Annotated in this window: 18 protein-coding genes and 1 pseudogene; 11 read left to right on the top strand and 8 right to left on the bottom strand. The window is 59.0% G+C overall.

Annotated features, from left to right (window positions below; translation table 11 throughout):
- Positions 1-69 precede the first annotated feature (69 nt).
- Entirely contained in the window at positions 70-315 is a 246-nt protein-coding gene (locus J2Y48_RS22095) for a DUF982 domain-containing protein (RefSeq protein WP_310422656.1), read from the top strand.
- 439 nt (positions 316-754) lie between these two features.
- Here the strand turns inward: J2Y48_RS22095 and J2Y48_RS22100 are convergent, their stop codons facing one another.
- Positions 755-1537 carry a CerR family C-terminal domain-containing protein gene (locus J2Y48_RS22100; protein WP_310422659.1) on the bottom strand — a complete coding sequence of 261 codons (783 nt, stop codon included), beginning with the start codon at positions 1535-1537 and terminating at the stop codon, positions 755-757.
- Positions 1538-1559: 22 nt separating this feature from the next.
- Here J2Y48_RS22100 and J2Y48_RS22105 point away from each other — a divergent pair, with 22 nt between their 5' ends.
- The 8 genes from J2Y48_RS22105 to J2Y48_RS22140 all read left to right on the top strand — a co-directional run bounded on the left by J2Y48_RS22105 (position 1560) and on the right by J2Y48_RS22140 (position 11199).
- Positions 1560-2543 carry an efflux RND transporter periplasmic adaptor subunit gene (locus J2Y48_RS22105; RefSeq protein WP_310422771.1) on the top strand — a complete coding sequence of 328 codons (984 nt, stop codon included), beginning with the start codon at positions 1560-1562 and terminating at the stop codon, positions 2541-2543.
- Between the two features lie 11 nt (positions 2544-2554).
- Positions 2555-4312 (top strand): ATP-binding cassette domain-containing protein, encoded by a 1758-nt coding sequence (locus tag J2Y48_RS22110; RefSeq protein ID WP_310422662.1) that lies wholly within the window; start codon positions 2555-2557, stop codon positions 4310-4312.
- A complete protein-coding gene (locus tag J2Y48_RS22115; RefSeq protein ID WP_310422665.1) occupies positions 4309-5448 on the top strand; it encodes an ABC transporter permease in 1140 nt (379 codons plus the stop codon). The genes J2Y48_RS22110 and J2Y48_RS22115 overlap by 4 nt, the downstream gene beginning before the upstream one ends.
- Complete coding sequence (locus J2Y48_RS22120; RefSeq protein WP_310422668.1) at positions 5448-6566, top strand: ABC transporter permease; 1119 nt, start codon at positions 5448-5450, stop codon at positions 6564-6566. The genes J2Y48_RS22115 and J2Y48_RS22120 overlap by 1 nt, the downstream gene beginning before the upstream one ends.
- 406 nt (positions 6567-6972) lie before the next feature.
- On the top strand, positions 6973-7449 hold the full coding sequence (locus tag J2Y48_RS22125; RefSeq protein ID WP_310422672.1) for an Lrp/AsnC family transcriptional regulator: 477 nt from the start codon (positions 6973-6975) through the stop codon (positions 7447-7449).
- 32 nt (positions 7450-7481) lie between these two features.
- Entirely contained in the window at positions 7482-8318 is an 837-nt protein-coding gene (locus J2Y48_RS22130; RefSeq protein WP_310422674.1) for a transporter substrate-binding domain-containing protein, read from the top strand.
- A 114-nt stretch (positions 8319-8432) separates the two neighbouring features.
- The gene (locus J2Y48_RS22135; RefSeq protein WP_310422677.1) at positions 8433-9935 is read left to right on the top strand and encodes an amino acid ABC transporter permease/ATP-binding protein; all 1503 of its coding nucleotides are present in this window, start codon (positions 8433-8435) and stop codon (positions 9933-9935) included.
- Between the two features lie 55 nt (positions 9936-9990).
- On the top strand, positions 9991-11199 hold the full coding sequence (locus tag J2Y48_RS22140) for a Xaa-Pro peptidase family protein (RefSeq protein ID WP_310422679.1): 1209 nt from the start codon (positions 9991-9993) through the stop codon (positions 11197-11199).
- A gap of 72 nt (positions 11200-11271) precedes the next feature.
- Here the strand turns inward: J2Y48_RS22140 and J2Y48_RS22145 are convergent, their stop codons facing one another.
- The 7 genes from J2Y48_RS22145 to dsbD form a co-directional block, all read right to left on the bottom strand.
- Complete coding sequence (locus tag J2Y48_RS22145) at positions 11272-11397, bottom strand: hypothetical protein (RefSeq protein ID WP_310422682.1); 126 nt, start codon at positions 11395-11397, stop codon at positions 11272-11274.
- Between the two features lie 96 nt (positions 11398-11493).
- Entirely contained in the window at positions 11494-11706 is a 213-nt protein-coding gene (locus tag J2Y48_RS22150) for a hypothetical protein (protein ID WP_310422685.1), read from the bottom strand.
- Between the two features lie 894 nt (positions 11707-12600).
- Positions 12601-12861: a hypothetical protein gene (locus J2Y48_RS22155; protein WP_310422689.1), complete on the bottom strand. Its 261-nt coding sequence runs from the start codon at positions 12859-12861 to the stop codon at positions 12601-12603.
- Between the two features lie 396 nt (positions 12862-13257).
- Entirely contained in the window at positions 13258-13866 is a 609-nt protein-coding gene (locus J2Y48_RS22160) for a DsbA family protein (protein WP_310422693.1), read from the bottom strand.
- Complete coding sequence (locus J2Y48_RS22165; protein ID WP_310422696.1) at positions 13866-14573, bottom strand: L,D-transpeptidase; 708 nt, start codon at positions 14571-14573, stop codon at positions 13866-13868. The genes J2Y48_RS22160 and J2Y48_RS22165 overlap by 1 nt, the downstream gene beginning before the upstream one ends.
- Positions 14570-15394 (bottom strand): TlpA disulfide reductase family protein, encoded by an 825-nt coding sequence (locus J2Y48_RS22170; RefSeq protein WP_310422699.1) that lies wholly within the window; start codon positions 15392-15394, stop codon positions 14570-14572. Before J2Y48_RS22170 ends, J2Y48_RS22165 begins: the two co-directional genes overlap by 4 nt.
- Complete coding sequence (gene dsbD / locus J2Y48_RS22175) at positions 15391-17205, bottom strand: protein-disulfide reductase DsbD (protein WP_310422702.1); 1815 nt, start codon at positions 17203-17205, stop codon at positions 15391-15393. Before dsbD ends, J2Y48_RS22170 begins: the two co-directional genes overlap by 4 nt.
- A gap of 115 nt (positions 17206-17320) precedes the next feature.
- On the opposite strand from dsbD, the pseudogene J2Y48_RS22180 reads away from it, so the two are divergent.
- Positions 17321-17983 (top strand): annotated as a pseudogene (locus tag J2Y48_RS22180) (response regulator transcription factor).
- Entirely contained in the window at positions 17980-19344 is a 1365-nt protein-coding gene (locus J2Y48_RS22185) for an ATP-binding protein (protein WP_310422705.1), read from the top strand. Before J2Y48_RS22180 ends, J2Y48_RS22185 begins: the two are co-directional and overlap by 4 nt.
- The last annotated feature ends 184 nt before the right edge of the window (positions 19345-19528 follow it).

The following is a 19528-nucleotide window of genomic DNA, read 5'->3' on the forward strand; positions in this document are numbered from 1 at the left end:
CCACACCCTCTCACCATGCGTGCCGATCGATGCTAAGAGTTCTCGAAATCGTATCTTGGAGGCCATTTCGTGAGCAACAACTGGAACAAGGGTGTGACTTTGGCGCTGGAAGCGCCGGGCAAATTCACGACCATAAGCAACCTACAACAAGCCTCATGGGCTCTCATTGAAGATTGGCCGCTTGACGATGGCGAAGCGCTGAACCGGGCTCTGCTTGTCATCGAGGCGGCGATCAAGGGCAAGAAGACGGCTGAGCAGGCAAGATTTGCATTCATTGCCGCGGCCCATGAAGCCCAGATTGAAATCAGGGATTAAGGCCATGCTGTTGGCGACCGCGGTCAAGGTCGGCGCTCGTCACCTTTGCGCGATTAGCGGCCATCGCACGGCTGCGGAAAAGCGTGTTCCCGAGGGTGTCAAACCGATGCATGACATGGACGGATAGGCCAGATGCAGTTTGAGGAATTCACGGGCCAAGCCCAGGATGCCGGCACCGCGCTCTCTGATATCTTCAAAGGTGGGCCAAAAGCCACCATCGGCTCTCGTCCGCGTGGCACCAACAGCGGACATCGTGCGTCGTCCGGGATGGCGCGAGTGCCCCGCGGGACCTGCGATCTTTCTGGCGCAAAACGTTGGCGGACGGGGCTTCGCAGTGGATGTCGGATCGGAAATGGGCAGCTGACGCGGCAACTCGCGAACCCCTTCAATAGTGTGATCGGGGCGCCGCGACCCACGTCACAGGACTTCGGTTCAATGATTAAGCCCTGTCTCCAGCCAGCCCTGCGAGGCCGCCGAGAGCGAAGCATACCAGCCGGTCCACCAACTCGTCATCGCTCGTCACCTCACGACCAATCGAAGGAATGATCTCCGATAGTCGTTTCTCCGCGACCATCATCATGAAGCAAGGAGACATGACTGAGAAGACCGCTTGCCCCACTAGGGCATCATCCCGCTCAATTCCCATAATCTCCGCTACGACACCTGTCAGTAGAGCCTTTTTGGGCTCCAATTCTTCGCGGCGCAGCCGCTCTATATGAGCCGTTGGCGCTATCAGTTCCCTGACGATGATCTTGATGGGCCATGCGTCCTTCACATCTGCACGAATGACCTTGACGACGAGGCTCAACAGGCGGCGAAGCTTCTCCTTAGGGTCACTGCTTGCAGCGAGCGCCTGCGCGAGGTCATTGTAGTTCACAATTCGCCGATGGGCTTCCACGAGTACCTCCTCATAGAGGCCCTGGATGCCACCAAAGTGATAGTTCACGGCTGCCGCATTCGTTTCGGCACGACTGGCAATTTCCTTTGCCGTCGCCCGATCGAACCCGAGTTCGGCGAATACGCCCCCAGCAGCATTCAGAAGGTTCGTCCGGGTGCTTGCTCCGTCCTGGCGTTCCTTGACGCGTGCTTGTCGGTTTGCGTGTCCCACTGATGCAGCCCTTGACCATTGATAGTTTAAATTATAATTTGAAATTACGATTTGACAAGTGCCCCGCTCGGCGCCATTGCGCCATGCCTGCTCATTGGAGTGCATTCCGGCCATGAAACGCCTCGTTGCCATTCTCATGCTCTTGGCCGCAGTCGGCGGCGGGGCAATTTGGTGGTATCTCTACCGCCATGGCGGTTCTGACGAACTCGTTCTCTATGGCAACGTCGATTTCCGGCAGGTCAGTCTGGCCTTCAACGGGAGCGAGCGGGTCGCCGAGGTCCTTGCTGAAGAAGGCGACCGCGTCAAAAAGGATCAGCTTCTCGGCAGGCTCGACACCAGCAGGCTTCGGCCACAAGTTGCTCAGGCAGAGGCGCAGGCCGCCAGCCAACGCGCCAATCTCGCTCGCCTGAAGAGTGGCAGCAGACCGGAGGAGATCGCCCAGGCGCGCGCCAATCTCGATTCCGCCAAGGCCGATGCAGCGAATGCAAGGATACAATATGAGCGTCAAAGTGACCTGGCATTGCGATCCGTCGCCAGCCAGCGGTCCCTTGAAATCACGGAAGCGACCTCAAGAATGGCCGATGCCAAGGTTGCAGCAAATCAGGAAGCGCTGGATTTGCTTGTGGCCGGCCCGCGGATCGAAGACATCCAACAAGGAGAGGCGGAGCTTCATGCGGCCGAAGCTAACGTGATGTTGTTGCATCAACAGCTTGCCGACGCCGAGCTGAAGTCTCCGGTCGATGCCGTCGTCAGGTCGAGGCTGATCGAGCCAGGCGAGATGGCATCGCCCACACGCGCGGCGTTCTCGTTGGCGACAATCAGTCCGAAATGGGCACGTGCATACGTTTCCGAAACCCAACTCGGGCGGATCAGGCCCGGCATGAAGGCTTCTGTGTCCGTGGATTCTGCGCCCGGACGCCCGTTTCAGGGCTGGATCGGCTTCATCTCGCCGGTCGCCGAGTTTACGCCCAAAACGGTGCAGACCGAGGAACTGCGCAGCAGCCTCGTCTACGAGGTGCGAGTCTTTGTCGATGATCCCGACAACCTCCTCAGGCTGGGAATGCCCGCGACGGTCAGGCCGATCCTCGATAACGGCGAGACCTCCACCGCCCGGCAATAGGATCACCCACGATGAGTGCCAATGAAGCAGCCCTTGTCGCGAAGGATGTCCGAAAGACCTTCATCCGGAACACCGGCGAGGCTGTCGAAGCTCTTACGGGTATCTCGCTGAAGGTGGAACGCGGCGCACTGACAGCGCTGGTCGGACCAGACGGAGCAGGCAAGACGACGCTGTTGCGTTTAGCCTCCGGACTCGTCGTCCCAGACAGCGGAAATCTTCACGTCATCGGCATCGACGTCACCCGCTCCCCGCAGCAAGTTCAGGACCAGATCAGCTACATGCCGCAGCGCTTCGGTCTCTACGAAGACCTCAGCGTCCAGGAGAACCTCGATCTGTATGCCGATTTGCATGGCGTGACGGCGGAACAGAGAGCGGACGTTTATCCGCGCCTGTTCGAGATGACCCAGCTCGGACGGTTCAGGGCAAGGCCAGCGGGCAAACTGTCAGGAGGCATGAAACAAAAGCTCGGACTTGCGTGCACCCTCGTCCGGTCTCCACAACTCCTCCTTCTCGACGAACCGACCGTTGGGGTTGATCCTCTCTCCCGGCGCGAGCTCCGGGAGATTGTGTTCAAGCTTGTCAAAGATGGCCTGTCCGTCATCGTCTCGACATCCTATCTGGAGGAGGCCGAGCGATGCGAACACGCCGTGCTCATGCATGCCGGTCGGGTTCTGGCGGAAGGTCGCCCGGACGAGATTACCGCCAAAGCCGAGGGATGCTGCTTTCTGGTCAGCGCCCCGGATGGGGTGCGCGCGCGGTCTCTCCAGGCGCGCCTGTTCGGATTGCCGGGCATTGCCGATGCGGTTCCTGAAGCAGGCCGCGTCCGTGTCGTCAGGAAGTCCACCGCAGATCCACAGTCACTGGAACTCGACGGAAGAACGCTTGAGACGGAAGCAGTGGAACCGCGTTTTGAGGATGCGTTCATGTTGCTCTTTGACGCGATCGCAGGTGATCAACGGCGAAAGAGCAATATCGGCGTCGCTACCCAGGCCTCCGGACCCGGTGAGACGGTCGTTGAGGTCGACGATCTCGTCAGAACCTTCGGCGACTTCACAGCCGTCGACCACGTGAGCTTCAAAGTCCGACAAGGCGAGGTGTACGGCCTGCTTGGTCCGAACGGAGCCGGCAAGAGCACGACGTTCAAGATGCTTTGCGGCATTTTACCCGCCACGAGCGGCACACTTCAAGTGGCAGGTGCAAACCTCCTGACCGCTGGTGCGAAGGCTCGGCAGAAGCTCGGGTATGTGGCGCAGAAGTTCTCGCTCTACCGGCAACTCACGGTCGACGAGAACCTCGAATTCTTTGCCAGTGCCTACGGTCTGAGGGGGAGTGGCAAGAGGGAGAGGATCAAAGTTCTGAAGGAGCAGTTCGAGCTCGATCAGTTTTCCGAGTTGCCAAGTGGCCAGTTGCCCGGTGGTTTCAAGCAGCGCCTGGCGCTGGCAGCGGCGCTGCTCCACGAGCCCGAGATCCTGTTCCTCGACGAGGCCACCAGCGGTGCCGATCCGCTCGCCAGACGCCAGTTCTGGGGCAGGATCACTGCACTCTCCGAGCGTGGGGTAACAATTATCGTCACGACCCATTTCATGGAGGAGGCCGAGTATTGCGATCGGATCATCATCCTGGACGCGGGCAAGAACCTGGCGGAAGGCACACCCCTTGATATCAGGGCACGTGCAGAGACCGATCAGGGCAAAGCACCGACCATGGAGCAGGCATTCATTGCCATTGTGGAAGAGGAGCGGCGCAAGGACAAAGAGGGCACAACATGAGCGCCCACGACGCTAACAGGATGCTCGCCGCCCTCCGGCGGATAAGCGCGCTCATCAGGAAGGAAAGCTGGCAGCTCCTTCGCGATCCGAGCAGCATCGCGATTGGCATCGTGATGCCCATCGCGCTGCTCGTCCTCTTTGGCTACGGCATCAACCTTGACGTCAAGAACGTTCCGGTGGCGATCGTCATGGAAGACAATTCGGCCGAAGCGCGCGGCGTCGCCTCTGTCTTCGAACTGTCTGACTACTTTTCCGCCATGCCGGTCAAGACGATGGCGGAGGCACGGGAGATGCTGATGTCGTCCCGAGCCAATGCCATCGTCAGAATTCCCGCGGATTTTGCTCGCACCCTCAAACTCGGGAACGCCGAGGTCCAGGTGATCGTGAACGGAGCGGACTCCAACACCGCTCGGATATCGCTCGGATACGCTCAGGGCGCAGTCGCAGTTTGGGCCGCCAAGGAAGCGGCCCGAACCGGAAATCCTGGCGGCCTAATCAACATTGAGTCTCGCCTTTGGTTTAACGAGGCGAACGACAGCACCTATTTTCTGGTTCCAGGACTTATCGTTCTGGTGATGACACTGATCGGCGCAATGCTGACTGCACTCGTCATGGCGCGCGAATGGGAACGTGGCACGTTCGAGGCGCTCTTCGTCACACCCGTAAACTCCTTTGAGATACTGTTGGGGAAAACAGTTCCCTATTTCCTGCTAGGCCTTGCAGGACTTGCGCTCTGTGTCGCTGGCAGCACGCTGCTGTTCGGCGTCCCGCTTCGCGGCTCGCTCGTCATTCTAACTGTCGTGTCCATGCTTTACCTGCTGGTTGCCCTCGGTCTCGGGCTTGTGATCTCGTCTGCGACCAAAAATCAGTTCATCGCAAGCCAAGTAACAATGTTCGTGACGTTCCTGCCGGCCATGATGCTCTCCGGCTTCATGTTCGACCCGCGGAGCATGCCGGTCGCGGTGCAGATGATCACCTACATCTTTCCCGCGCGCTATTTCGTGACGTTGCTGCAGACCCTTTTCCTCGCCGGAAACATCTGGAACGTCATTCTGCCCAATGCGGCCGTTCTCGCCGGAATGGCGACCGCACTGCTTGCCCTGTCGGTGAAGCTGACCCGAAAAAGGATCGCGTGATGCTGGCCTCCCTGCTTCGTATCGTCACCCTGATCCGCAAGGAACTTCTGGTCATTCTCAAGGACCCGAAGAGCCGAGCAAGCCTTGTCCTTCCGCCGATCCTTCAGTGCCTAATCTTTGGCTACGCGGCCACCTACGACCTGAACACGGTTCCCTACGCGCTCATCGACCTGGATCGGAGCGCGACATCCAGGGAACTCATATCGAAGCTTGAGGGTTCCGGAATATTTCAGCGGCAGGCGACGCTGGCACAGACAGGCCAGGCAGTCACGTTGCTGGACACTAAGAAGGTTATCCTTGTCATCGTCGTCGAGCGCGATTTCGAGCGCCAGCTCGCAAGCGGTAGTTCGTCGGCAGTGCAAGTCATTGCGGACGGGCGCAACTCCAATACCAGCGGCGTCGCGCAAGGCTACGCCAATACGATCATCGCGGACTTCGCAGCCGACTGGCGTTCGCGGAAGGGAATATCCGGCCCTGCCGTTCAGGTCACGACTCGCGCCTGGTTCAACCCGCAACTCGAGACGCGCTGGACCATGATTCCTTCGTTGATCGGGACCATAACCATGATGATGACGATGATGCTGACGGCGATGTCTGTGGCACGCGAACGCGAGGAAGGAACGTTCGAGCAACTGCTCGTCGCGCCATTCACGCCCACCGAGATCATGGTCGGCAAGGCGGTCCCTTCGATGATCGTCGGCATCGCCCAGTCGTCCGCCATTCTCATGGTGGCGTTGTTCTGGTTCCAGATACCCTTCGCGGGCTCGTTACTGACGCTCTATCTCGGGCTGGCGCTCTTCCTGGCGGCTGCGATCGGCTTCGGCCTGTTCCTGTCGTCGCTCGCCGCGAACATGCAGCAGGCGATGATCCTGTGTTTCATGTTTCTGATGCCGTTCATGCTGCTCTCGGGGCTTATGTCGCCGACAGACAACATGCCCGAGGTGCTCCAATACGTCACGATGATCAATCCACTGAAATACGCAATCTCGATCACCCGTCGCGTCTATCTCGAGGGCGCACACCTCACTGAACTGCTTCCTGACATGTTGGCGTTGGTCGTCATCGCCGCGGTCACGATGCCAATATCCGCCTGGATGTTCCGGCATCGATTGAACTAGGAGCGGGCTCCCGCGAGCACGGGGTCATGTCCGCAACGGGCTGAAAGAGGTATCGGTCATCGTCCGCATGGACGAGAGCTTCAGACCGTCAAGACTCAACTTCGCAGTGACAAGGTGAGTTGCAAGCGCTTGGCACCGCTTGGACAAGCATCGGTTCCGATCAAGGCTGAAAGCCCCAGGGGGCTTTTAAAAAAGCGACGTGCTTTACGCGCGCGCAAGGGGCACCTGCTGGGAGAGGCCAGGATAGAACCTACTCACCCTATGACATCCTTCCAGACCAGGACCATGACCGCCCAGTGGCCATCTCACAGGCCTGGAAATTTCGTAAAAAGAAAAAAGCTTCTCAACAATTTTACGTATTGACAAAAAAATAGCCTCTACTATTTTTCAATAAAGGAGATTTTGAATGTTGGACGATGACGAAAAAGGCATAGTCAGGCTACTGCAAGAAGACGGACGAATGTCGACCGTCGAATTGGCGCGCCGGCTTCAGGTTAGTGAGCCGACGGCCCGAAAGAAGCTGAATCGCATTCTGAACGACGGAATTGTAAAAGTCCGTGCCGTCGCCAGTCCCGTGGACCTTGGATACACCACGCCAGTCTATATTGGGCTTGTTGTCGAGCGCGCAAAGCTCAATGAAGTCGCCGAGGCGGTTGCGAGGTACGACTTTGTGGAAAGCGTCACGATTTCTACTGGCCCTTATGATGTGACAATTAAGGCTGGTTTTGTATCGGCGTCCGACGTCTACAAATTTCTATTCGAAGAACTGATTAAGCACGACGGTATCCGGGATTCGGATACGACGTTTATCTTCCGTGACATAAAGCAGCACGGGCTTGTCGGTGTGGTTGGAGTGGATTCGCCTCCGAGTGCGGAAGCGTAATTCGTCGCGTAGTTTGTAATAAGGGAGACGACATGAACGCCATGAGAAACAAATACGCACTCAAGCTGGCGGCTGCTGCTGTTGTATTGCTGAGCGTAGCTTCTATGAGCACAACCACTTGGGCGGCTGGATTGTTGGAGGAGGGCAAACTTAAAGCCGGTTCTGATCTGATTTATCCGCCTTATAACTACCTTGAAGACAGTGTCGCCAAAGGATTTGATGCTGACATTCTGGCGCTCATTGCGCCGAAAATGAACGTTGAAGTCGAGTTTCTTGATACGCGTTTTGCAAGTCTCATCCCCGGCCTGCGCGCCAAGAAGTATGACATGATCGCGTCGGCGCTTTATGTGACCGCTGAGCGCGCAAAGGTTATTGACTATGTGCCTTACGCCCTGTCGGGCGCGTCGCTTGTCGTGCGTTCGGACAGCCAGGCGGCACCAAAAGTTCCGGAAGACCTCTGCGGCAGCCGCGTCGGCTCCCAGCAGGGCGCGGCCTGGATTCCGGCCATGAAGGCGCTGTCCGAAGAAAAATGTGGTGGCAACGCGATCATCATCCAGGAATTTGGTACATCGGCTGAAGCCGGGCAGGCCCTGTTTTCAAACGGTGTGGACGTTCAAATTGTTGATGCCGGCGTTGGTAAAGCGGCGGTTGATGCATCGAATGGTCGTTTGAAGGTTTCGAGCGAAACCATGCTGTATCCGATCGTGATCGGCTTTGGTGTGGCCAAGGGAAATACGGAGCTAGCGAAGGCTATAGAGTCCGGCTTGGCTGACATTAAGGCCAGCGGCGAATATCAAGAGCTGCTGACCCAATACAATCTGGCCGAGCCAAATGAAGCAGAAATTAAAGATTCGCTCGGAATAGAGTAGCGGCGCCAGAGCTATGGCCTGAACCCATAAATCTTTCAAATTAAACCTAGCAGCGTCCGCCTTCTGTTTTTAGGCGGGCGCGCAGATTTTGCACGCGCGGAGGAGGTTGCGACGATGGAATTTGATTGGAATTATACAGTCAGCCTGCTCGCAAGTAAAGATTTTTGGAATGCTACCCTGCTTGTAGCTGAGCTTAGCCTCGCTGCAGGGATCCTAAGCATATTCTTTGGATTTCTGGTTGCATTGTGCAGACTCTCAGCAAAGACATATCTTCGTATACCGTCGCTGTTTTACGTGTGGTTCTTTAGAAGTCTGCCAACGCTGGTTCTGATCATTTTTGTCTACAATATGCCTCAGGTGTTTCCTTCTACCGGATACCTGCTGTCCACGCCGTTCATTACCGGGCTTGTGGCGCTGGTCTTGTCGGAAACAGCTTATATGTCTGAAATTCATCGAGGCGCGCTGCAGTCGATCAACAAGGGACAGCGCGAGGCGGGCAGAACGCTTGGAATCGGCGCCTATGGCATTCAGCGCCTAATCATTATCCCGCAGGCATTGCGCATTGCGCTGCCTTCGCTCGGGAACCAAATGGTAACGATCGTCAAGCTGACCTCGCTGGTTTCCGCCATTTCGTTGACTGAAATCCTGCTTGTCGGTCAGCGCCTATATACCCAGAATTTTATGGTTCTGGAAACAATGTTGGCGGTAGCAGCCTTTTATATCTTCATCGTGACTATATTCGATCTCTCGCTGAAATTCTTGGAACGGCGGCTTGATCTAACAAAGCGTTCTGCGAAACTTTACTGCGGCAAAGCGCCTGTGCTTATGGCCGAGAACGGCAAATACAGAAACGATGCTAAAGCGACGATTGCGCTTGAGCTCAAGGATGGCGTCAAGACGTTCGGCAATCATACCGTACTCGACAGTATCGATCTAAAGGTCATGCAAGGCGAGGTCATATCGATCATCGGTCCGTCCGGCTCGGGAAAGACTACGCTGATCCGTTGCTTAAATGGACTAGAAATCCTTGATAAAGGCTTTGTTTTCTTGAATAATAAGCCGTTTCTGAGCGGCGCAAAAGAAAGTTCGAAGCATCCCAAGCCTTCGATTGAGCAGATCGTCGATGTTGGAATGGTGTTCCAGAACTTCAACCTGTTCCCTCATCTAACGGCGATTGATAATGTTCTGCTCGCTCCTTCCTATCATGCAAGAAATACGAAAGCAGAACGCGAGGCCTTTGCCAGTTCACTTTTGCAAAGTGTCGGGATGCTTTCCCACAAAAACAAGTATCCACACCAGCTTTCTGGCGGTCAGCAGCAGCGCGTTGCTATAGCTCGGTCGCTGGCCCTGGAGCCATCGGTTCTATTGTTTGATGAGCCTACATCGGCCCTCGATCCGGAGACCGTCGGCGAGGTTCTGAAAATCATGGAAGACCTCGCAAAGAGCGGCAGGACCATGATCATCGTCACGCATGAAATGAACTTTGCGATGAAAGTCTCGAGCCGTCTTATCTTTATGAATGGCGGTAAGATTGCCTTTGACGGCGATCCGAAATCCCTCGATCGTTCACGTCCTGAATATGAGCGCGTGCTGAATTTCATGACCGCGAACGCGTGAACAAAATAGACGTAAGACCATAGATTTAATTCCATCCAGAAGCAGCGAACACGACATGAACCGCAACAGCACCGTTTTTCACGACACCGTAAAGATCGTAGTCGGCGAAGGAGAGCTACTGGAAGCTCTACCATTCCCCGATGAGGAGTACGAAGCCCGACTTCAAGCGGTCAGAGCAAAAATGGCAGTGTCTGAAATCGATGTGGTCGTGGCCTTCGCGCCTGAGAACATCAATTATCTGACTGGCCACGACACACCGGCCTATCAATATCTTCAGGCCTGCGTGATTGCACAGGAGGGGATGCCCGTTAATCTTCTGCGTTCGATCGATGCGAGTAATACGCTCTATCGCTCATGGAACCGTGCTGCTGTCGTTTATGGTGATAGCGATGATCCGATCGAGTGGTTGACGGCACTTATCGTCACCTTAATCGGCAAGGGTATGCGCGTAGCTCTCGAGAAAGATCCGCTTTTCGTCGGTGCTTCACGTTACAACCGTTTGTGCAACAACCTCAGCAACAAGGGCTTGAACGTCATCGAGCAAGAATTTGTTGAAGAACTACGTCTGATCAAATCGCCAAGAGAAATCGAAAAAATCCGCATTGCAGCTCAAGCTGCGAGCGCAGCCATGAAAGCTGCAATCGATATGGCAGGGAGTGGAGTTAACGAGAACGATATTGCTGCCTGCGTGTGGTCGACCTTGATCAAGCACGGAGGCGAGTTTCCGGGCTTGCCGCCGTTTATCGTAAGCGGTCAGCGCACCAGCCTTGGTCACGCGACCTGGTCGGGCCGCAAATTGCAGAAGGGCGATTCACTTGCCTTTGAATTTCCCGGTGTTGTTGCCCGCTACGCAGGCCCATTGTTTCGGTCGGGCGTTGTGGGCGGAAAGTCGGAAGAGCTGAAACATCTCGAAACCGCTACTTTAAAGTCGCTGGAATTGCTGCTTGGCAACATCAAGCCGGGGGTCACCTGCGACGAAGTCCATGCATTGAATGTTAGGAACTTCGCTGAGTTCGGCTACACACTCGGTCATCGCAGTGGCTATTCGGTCGGGATCAACTACGCGCCGGATTGGGGAGAAGGCAACATATTGTCAATACGCGCCGGCGAAAAGCGCACGATTGAAGAAGGTATGGTTTTTCATTTGGTGCCCGGTATTTACGTGACCGGAAAACATGTTGTCGTGATCTCCGAAACGATTGTCGTGACAAAAGACGGATGTGAGTGCCTGACAGACTCCCCTCGGGAACTTTTCACGGTGTGATGTGCAGCACTGGACAGGCCTGTAGCAGGTTTTGGACTTAACCTGGCTGATCGTGCAGGTGGTCGCCTGATCCTAATATCTGAGGGCGGCAATCACGATGGCCGTCGGAATGCCGACTGAGACAACGCTGGCCGTGAAAATCGTGGCCAGCCTCCAGAGCCGATCGCGCTTCGCCCGCACCTCATCCCACTGACGCATGCCGTCCTCCTGGCTTCGGCTTATCGAAGCATTCGAGCGCCGATGAGTCGGGTCAGCGCCAACGGGTGAAGGTTGCAACGTGACGCCTGATCACGTTCATCCTTCACCGACATATTTGCCGGGCAACGTTGTGCGCCAACCCCTCGCGAAGCCATGGCCCATCGCTATCGCAGCGGATCGAAGTTTTTCCTCGACGGCATCCCGCTCGGCCAACAGGGTGCGGATTGCCTCAACGGCGTCGCCATTGTGTAGAGCAAGGATGGCAGCCGCCTCGTCGAGGAGCGGCTCTTCTTTGGCCGCGGCGGTCATTGCAAAGGCAACCGCAGCTGTGTGCCCTTGCGCAGGACGTAGACTGGCGGCGGTGCTTCGGTCTGCTTCTGTGCCTCAGCGCGCCGAGCAAGGATGCGTTCGCGCAATGCACGGGAGGCGGCGACTTCCGCGAGGGCTCGGCCAATGACGGTGTCTGTTCTGGACATGGCGAGAACCCTACATGTTCTTTGTTTGTTCTTTTCTCACGTTGCGGTTCTCGTGTCAATCTTGCTCGGCTGCGGTGCGGTGGCCAACCTAAAGGGCCTGGAAGGCTTCGAGACCGAGCGGGTCTTTTCCGGAGCTTCTTCGTGCTGCTTCGCCAAAGCAAGTCGTGAAATGCCCCCTGAATGGCCGCGAGCATTTCTAGGCCGGCTTTGTCGTTGCCTGCAGTCGCGGCATAAGCTTCCGGCGAAGTCCAAATAGCCTCGCCACAGCATCATCGATGTCGTGTTGTGCGCTCATGGTCCACCTCCATTTAAGGTGGAGTGTCACGAGATGTGAGGTGAGTCTAATATATAGAAAAGTGACGATAGAAGGTCAGATTTGCTTTAGCGCAAGTGATGTGAGAACGGCCGTCGTGATCTCGAGGCAGCAGCGTGACGTCAATCGGCCGCCCGACCCCGTTCTAAATCTAACGGCAGTCGCGTTCTGAGTGATGTCTACAGTGTTTTAGCTTGCAGTCAAAGGTCGGCATCCATGTCTTGATGGCATGGCTGGCCTGCTCGCACGAGCCTGTCTGCTTGAGGATATGAGTGGCGAGAACGTCTCGCACATTATGCGGCCCATGAGGGAGCAGGGCTTTGATGGCTCCTCGCCGATATAGGGATCGTACACGCAGTAGCGCTGAATGGTCAGCCGCCAGGCATAAAGAGACTGCCTGGGGTGGAGCGACCATCAATGTATCGACGGCTCATCGTCCTCCAAAAACGATCGGATCCCGTCTCGGGCAACAGTTGCCAAAAACTCGTCGAATGCCTCCCGGTCGGTCGCGAATGGCTCTTCCCACTCAATGACATCTTCGTCTTGGGTGATCACCTCCATCCGCCAATCGTGGTTCGTGCCGGCCGGACGAAAAATGTCGACCAACACGGTGATGCCGTCTTCGGTGAATTCGCCGGAGAGTTCCGAATGTTCGTGTTTGGTCTTCTTAGACATTAGCGTTTCCCGTAGTCCCAATCGATGCTTGATTCGGCGCGGCCTTCGTCAGTTACGACCCATTGCCGTATACTGAGCGTTTTTGCCCGCTTCTTCGAGGGCGCCCTGCTTGGCGAGTTGTACCGTGTCGCCATTGCCGAGGAAGGTTGTGCCGGCTTGCTCGAGGGCGGCGCTAGCCTGTCTGGCCTCATCGACTGTTCCGCGTTTCAGATTTCGATCGAAATTATACGGTGGAGAAGGCGGCGCGACATGCCTGCGGGAGTTATCCATAGCGCCCAAACGGCCAATATCAATTGCAAAGTGGGGAGAGAAAGTGGCGAAGTAAGTGCCTGCTACCGAAAAATCTCGAGATAACAGGCACTTATCTTCTAAGCTGACTTCCCGGGCCGGGGTCTCTCATCCTCTCGCTTTGGCAATGGCTTCCTTCAGTCCCGTTTCATCGAGAACGCCTGGAAAAATCGCAGAGCCTATGACGAATGACGGCGTGCCGGCGAAGTTGAAGGCGAGCGCCTGATTGTAGTTGCGGTCGAGAAGTGCGGATATCTTGGTGTTGTGCTTGTTCACGGCGGCGGTGAGTTCTTTCATGGAAAGGCCGGCGCCGGTCAGCGCTTTCTCTATGTCGTCGTGCGAGAGCTTTGCCTTGGTTTTCATCAGCGCCTGCATCGCGACTTGGTATTTGCCGATCTGCGCGGCGCCGAGCACGGCCTGCGCGGCAAAGACGGAGGCATCGCCGAAAATCGGCCAGTCCTTCAGGACGAGACGCACATTGCCGTCGGCCTTGACGACCTTCTCGACCGTCGGATGCACCTTTTTGCAATAGGGGCACTGATAGTCGAAGAACTCGACGATGGTGACATCGCCCTTGGGATTGCCGAGGACGGGCGCATCCTTGTCGAAGAACACCTCCTCCTTGGTCAGTTGCTGGGCGAAGGACGGGCGCCCCTCGAAGAACGAAGCGGCGGCGGCCGCGAGCGTGGTGGTCAGAACGGTTCTGCGGGTGAGCATCAGATTTCTCCCTGTGCGGATTGGTTGGGGCCGAGGACGACGACGCGCGAGCCCTTCGGCACGCGGCGGTGCAGGTCGATGATGTCCTGGTTGAGCAGGCGGATGCATCCGGAGGAAACCGACTTGCCGATCGACCAGGGCTCGTTCGTGCCGTGGATGCGATAGAGCGTGTCCTGGCCATTCTTGTAGAGGTAGAGCGCGCGTGCGCCGAGCGGGTTGCGCAGGCCGCCTTCCATGCCGCCGGCCAGCGGCCCGTAGCGCTCCGGGTTGCGCGCGATCATGTTCGGCGTCGGCACCCAGCCGGGCCAGCGTCCCTTGCGGGCGATGTCGGCCTCGCCTTCGAATTCCAGCCCCGCCTTGGCGACGCCCACGCCGTAGCGCATCGCCTTGCCGCCCTCCATGACGAGATAGAGGAAGCGCGCGTGCGGATCGACGACGATGGTGCCCGGTGGGTATTTTGTCCGGTAGTCGACCACCTGCCGGATGTTCTGTGGATCCATTTTGGAAACGTCGACGGCAGGCACGACGGTGTCGCCGTCCTGCACGGCGGCATACATGCTCTGGACGTTCGGGTCGGCGCGCGGCTTGGCGATCTCCTTCGACGACGGTGCCGTCTGCGCGCAGGCCGAAAGCAGGCCGGCGGCGAGGGTGGCAAGGAGTATGCCGCGCAGGCGCGTGGCGGAAGCCGGAAAAACCGGAGCTTTCATTCTGTCTGGGTCCTGTCCTGGGGTGAAAGGGCGGCGAGCCTCTCGGCAAGCGCCTCGCGGGAGATTTCGCCGAGATGCGAGGCGGAAAGCGTGCCGTCCGGGTTGATGAAAAGCGTTGCGGGCAGGCCGAGCGCGCCATAGTGGCGCGAGAGGTCGGCAAAGGGATCGAGAAGGATGGTTTCGAGATCGACGCCGGCCTGGCGCAGATAGGTGGCGATCGCCTCCCGGCCTTCGCCCTGATTGGCGAAGAGAAAGTCGACCTGCGGATTGCTGCCGGCCATCTCCGCCATCATCGGCATTTCGCGCCGGCAGGGCGGGCACCAACTCGCCCAGAGATTGAGCACCGCCGGGCGGCCCTTGCGATCAGCGATGGATATGGTCTCGCCCTGTGCAAGCACGGCATGGGACGTTTCCGGTGCGCGGGGCGCAGCACTGCCATCGGTGAGGGTGGTTGCAGCGACCCAGGCGAAAAGGCCGGCGGCGAGCGGCATGATCGTCCAGGGCGCGGCAGGCGGCGCCTTTCGCCAGAGCATTACGGTGACCAGCAGTACGCCGATGAACCCGCCGGCCGACGAAAAGCCGCCCTGCCAGATGGCGAGGACTTGCCACGGGTCCTGCAGGAAGCTTTCGGCATGGGTAAGGACGTGCATCACCCGCGCGCCGACAATCCCCGAAAGCGCCGCGGACGTCGTCCAGGTGCCAAGCCGGTTGTCGACGCGGGCGGCGAGGAGGGAACCGACCGCCATGAAGACGATGAGGCCTGTGATCACCGAGAGGCGATCGGCGGAGAAGGCGAGGGGGCCTATCGCAACGGCATTCATTGTACACTGCCCTTCGCGATCCTTGCGGCGTCCGAGAACGATGTGGCGGTGATGTCGCCGACGAGACGCGTGCCGTGCACCTCCTGCTTGCTGCCGTCGAAGAAGATCATGGTCGGTGGGCCGACGACGGCGAGCGAACGCATCAGGGCGCTGTTGTCCGCATCGAGGGTGGTGACGTCGAGGCTTGCGAGCCGGATCCCGTCAAGGCTGGCGGCGACATCCGGCGCCGTCAGCACCGATCGCTCGATCGTGCGACAGGTGACGCACCAGTCCGCGGTGACATAGACGAGGGTGGGCCTGTTATCGGCGGCGGCGGTGCCGAGGAGGCTGGAGAGCCGATCTGCCGAGCCGATTTTGGTGAAATCCGCCTTCTCGATTGTGTGGCTGACGTTCACCGCCCGCTTGAGCGGGCCGAGCGGGGTCAGCGGATCGCTGGCGCCAAGACCGAATCCCGCCAGCAGGAGACTGCCCCAGAGGAGGGAGACAACGGCGGCAGAGCGCGCCAGCACGCCAAGTCCGCAGGTTGTCCGCAGTCCGTCGAACGCACCCGCATAGACGCCGAAGGCGAGCGCGAGCACGGCCCAGGGCAAGAGGACGAAACGCTCCGGCACCAGCGGGGTCGCAAGCCAGATCGCCGTTCCCAGGAAGAGGAAGCCGAAGACGTGCCTGACATTTTCCATCCATGCCCCGGCGCGCGGCAGCGCCTTGCCGCCGATCGTCGCCATGGCGATGAGCGGGATGCCCTTGCCGAGGCCAAGAGCGAAGAGGGCGAGCGCGCCGACCACGACGTCGCCCGTCCGGGCGATGTAGAGAAGGGCGCCGGCAAGTGGTGCGGTCACACAGGGGCCGATGAGGAAGGCCGAGGAAAGGCCGAGCAGAGCAGCGGCGCCGACAGAACCGCCTTTCCGCCTGCCACCGTTCAGGCGATTGCCGATCGCTGCCGGCAGTTGGATGTGGAACAGACCGAAATTGGAGAGTGCCAGCAGGACGAACAGCCCGGCGACCGCGCCGATCGCGAGGGGCGATTGCAGCACGATCTGCAGGTTCTGGCCCGACCATGCGGCCGCGATGCCGACAAGGCCGAAGGCGGCGGCGAGCGCCAGCACATAGGCGGACGCCAGTACGAAGCCGCGCCCGGCCGTCAGCCCTTCACCCTCGCGCGTGAGCATGGCGGCTACGATCGGATAAATCGGGAAGACGCAGGGGGTGAAGGCGAGCAGCAGGCCGAAGCCGAGAAAGCCGGCAAGAAGCAAGGCAAGTCCGCCTCCGGTCAAGAGCCGGTCGACCGTCGTTTCGCCGCTGTCGCCGGCGATGGCGAAATCAGCTTTGGCTTCGCCCGCGTCCGCCGCCGGGCGAGCGTCCCCGGTCGGGGGGAGCGCAAAACCGCCTCCATCCGATTTGCTGATGGTCATTGCGGCGACATCGATCGTCCTTGTCGTCGGCGGATAACACAGCCCGCCGTCCTGGCAGCCCTGATAGGTGAGGCGAATGGTTTGAGGGGCATCGGCGATCGAGGCCGAAGCCTCTCCGTAATAGACCTCGGTCGTGCCGAAGCCCGGATCGTCCTTGATCTTGCCCGGCTCCGTCTGAAGTATGAGCGCTTGATCGTCGGCGCCTTCGGCCGAAAGATAGTCCCGGTAGAGATAATAGCCGTCGGCGATCTTCCAGCTGATCGTCAGGCGGCCGTCGTCTTCCTTGGCGATTACAGGCACGAACGCCTCGTCCATCGGCAAGGGCACTTCGAGGGCCCGAGCCGGCAGGACTGCCGCAATCAAAACCCAAATCAGTGCCAGGAAGCTAGCTTTCCGCATTGTTCTTGCGTCCTCGTCCTTCATCGTGGGCGGAGCGATCCCGCGGCCACCTTAAGGCAGTCTTAAGGTGGCCGGCCCAGGCAGGAGGCGGAGCAAAAAGGCTCACGGAGGTTCGATGCGTATTCTGGTGGTCGAAGACGATGCGGTGCTGCTCGACGGGCTGAAGGTCGGGCTCGGCCTCTCCGGCTTCACGGTCGATACCGTGGCGACGCGCGCCGATGCGACGGAAGCCCTGATGGCAGACCGTTTCGACGCCGTGGTCCTCGACCGCATGTTGCCGGATGGCTCTGGACTGGAGGTGTTGGCCCATCTCAGGGAAAGGGGCGACCGGACGCCCGTCCTGCTGCTGACGGCAAAGGACGAGACTGCCGATCGCATCGATGGGCTCGACGCCGGTGCCGACGACTATCTCGGCAAACCCTTCGATCTCGACGAGGTTGCCGCGCGGCTGCGGGCCATCACGCGCCGCGCGGAAGGCCGGGCGCGGCCCGAACTGCGCTGTGGGGGCATCGTGCTCGATCCGGCAGAGATGGCCGCGCGCAAGGGCGACATATCCATCCCCCTGTCGCGCTGAGAATTCTCGATCCTGCGCACGCTCATGGAGAATCCGGGCATGATCCATTCGAAGCAGGTGCTCGAGCAGCGTCTTTACGGCTGGCAGGAGGACGTGGAGAGCAACACCGTCGAGGTGCACGTGCATAAGCTGCGCGCCAAGCTCGGCGCCTCGTCGATCGAGACCGTGCGCGGCGTCGGTTATCGCGTGGGCAGGTCGGAATGAGCTCGATCCGCCTCCGTCTCATCGCCATCCTTCTTGCCACCACCGGTGCGGTGTGGTGTTGCGCGGTGTTCTGGACCTATCTCAGCACGCAGCACCAGGTGGAGCGGGTGCTCGATGCCAGGCTGACCGAGGCGGCGCGGATGGTAAGCTCCTTGATCACCGATCACCATGTCGATGTCGCCGCTGCCGTGGAGGCGGCCACGGCCAGCGACGCTCCGCCGGGCTTCACGGTCGCGCAAGGCGATTACAGCCGGCAGCTCTCCTGTCAGATATGGTCGTTGCAGGGTCAGCTTGTCAGCCGCTCCGACAGCGCGCCGAAATCCTCGCTGGCCGACCATGAGAGTGGCTTCGAGGACACGGTCATCAATGGCGAGCGGTGGCGGGTCTATGCCGTGGTCAACCCGAAGCTGGGCGTGCGCGTCCTTGTCGGCGACAGTCTCGAAATGCGCGATCGACTGGTGGGCGATGTCGTCAAGGGACAACTGGTTCCAGCGCTCGCCATCCTGCCGATCCTTGCCGCCCTGATCTGGTTCAGTGTCGACCGGGGACTTGCCCCGCTCAGCCGGATAGCAAGTACGCTCTCCGGCCGCTCGGCCGATGTGCTCCATCCGATTGAGGAAGGTGGGACGCCGCGGGAAGTCCGACCGCTTCTCGGTTCGCTGAACGCCCTGTTCCACCGGGTCAGTGAAGCGCGCGAGCGGGAAAAAACCTTCATCGCCTATGCTGCGCATGAGTTGAAGACGCCGCTCGCCGGCCTCAAGACCCAGGCGCAAATCGCACTCAGGAGCGACGACGGTGACACCCGCAATGCCGCCCTGCGGCATATATCGACGAGCGTGGATCGTGCAGGGCGGCTGGTTCGCCAGCTCATCGACATGGCGGCGGTCGATTCAGCTGATGGCGACCCTTCGCGCGACGCGATCGACGTCGGAGCGATCCTGCGGGAGATTTCGGGCGATCTGGAAAACCTGCGCGCCGCCAGGAACGTGTCGGTCAATGTTCGCGTCGGCGCCGCTGTTGGAACCACCTATACTGACCGCATGCTCCTGAATCTCGCCGTGAAGAATGTCCTTGAGAATGCAATCCTCCATGCCTCACAGGACTCGCATGTCGATCTGCTCGTCGAACAGGAAGCGGAGGAACTCCGAATCGAGGTAATCGATCCGGGACCCGGGATGACCCCCGCTGAAGCAAAGCATCTCATGGGGCGCTTCAACCGAGGTTCACGCGAAGGCGAGGGGACGGGTCTCGGGCTATCAATCGTGGAAATGGCAACTCACAAACTGGGTGCGCAACTCGCATTCGAACAACGCGAGGATGGATTTTGCGCGCGGATTTCACTTCCGATCAGTGCGGACTGAGCGTTGGTCCGGGCTTTACCAATGCCGCCATAGGGTTTGCTTGGGCGCGCGAGCGCAGTTTCCTCGCCGAGTTCTGATGCTGAACATCGCGCGCAAACCAGATGCGGTCGCCGTCCGCTCGCCGAGGCCTGGCGGCACGACTACAATGGCTCACGGTGGCAAACCGCAATAGGAATTTGCCAAC

It is taken from the genome of Mycoplana sp. BE70, from assembly GCF_031455855.1.
Classification (GTDB): Bacteria; Pseudomonadota; Alphaproteobacteria; order Rhizobiales; family Rhizobiaceae; genus Mycoplana.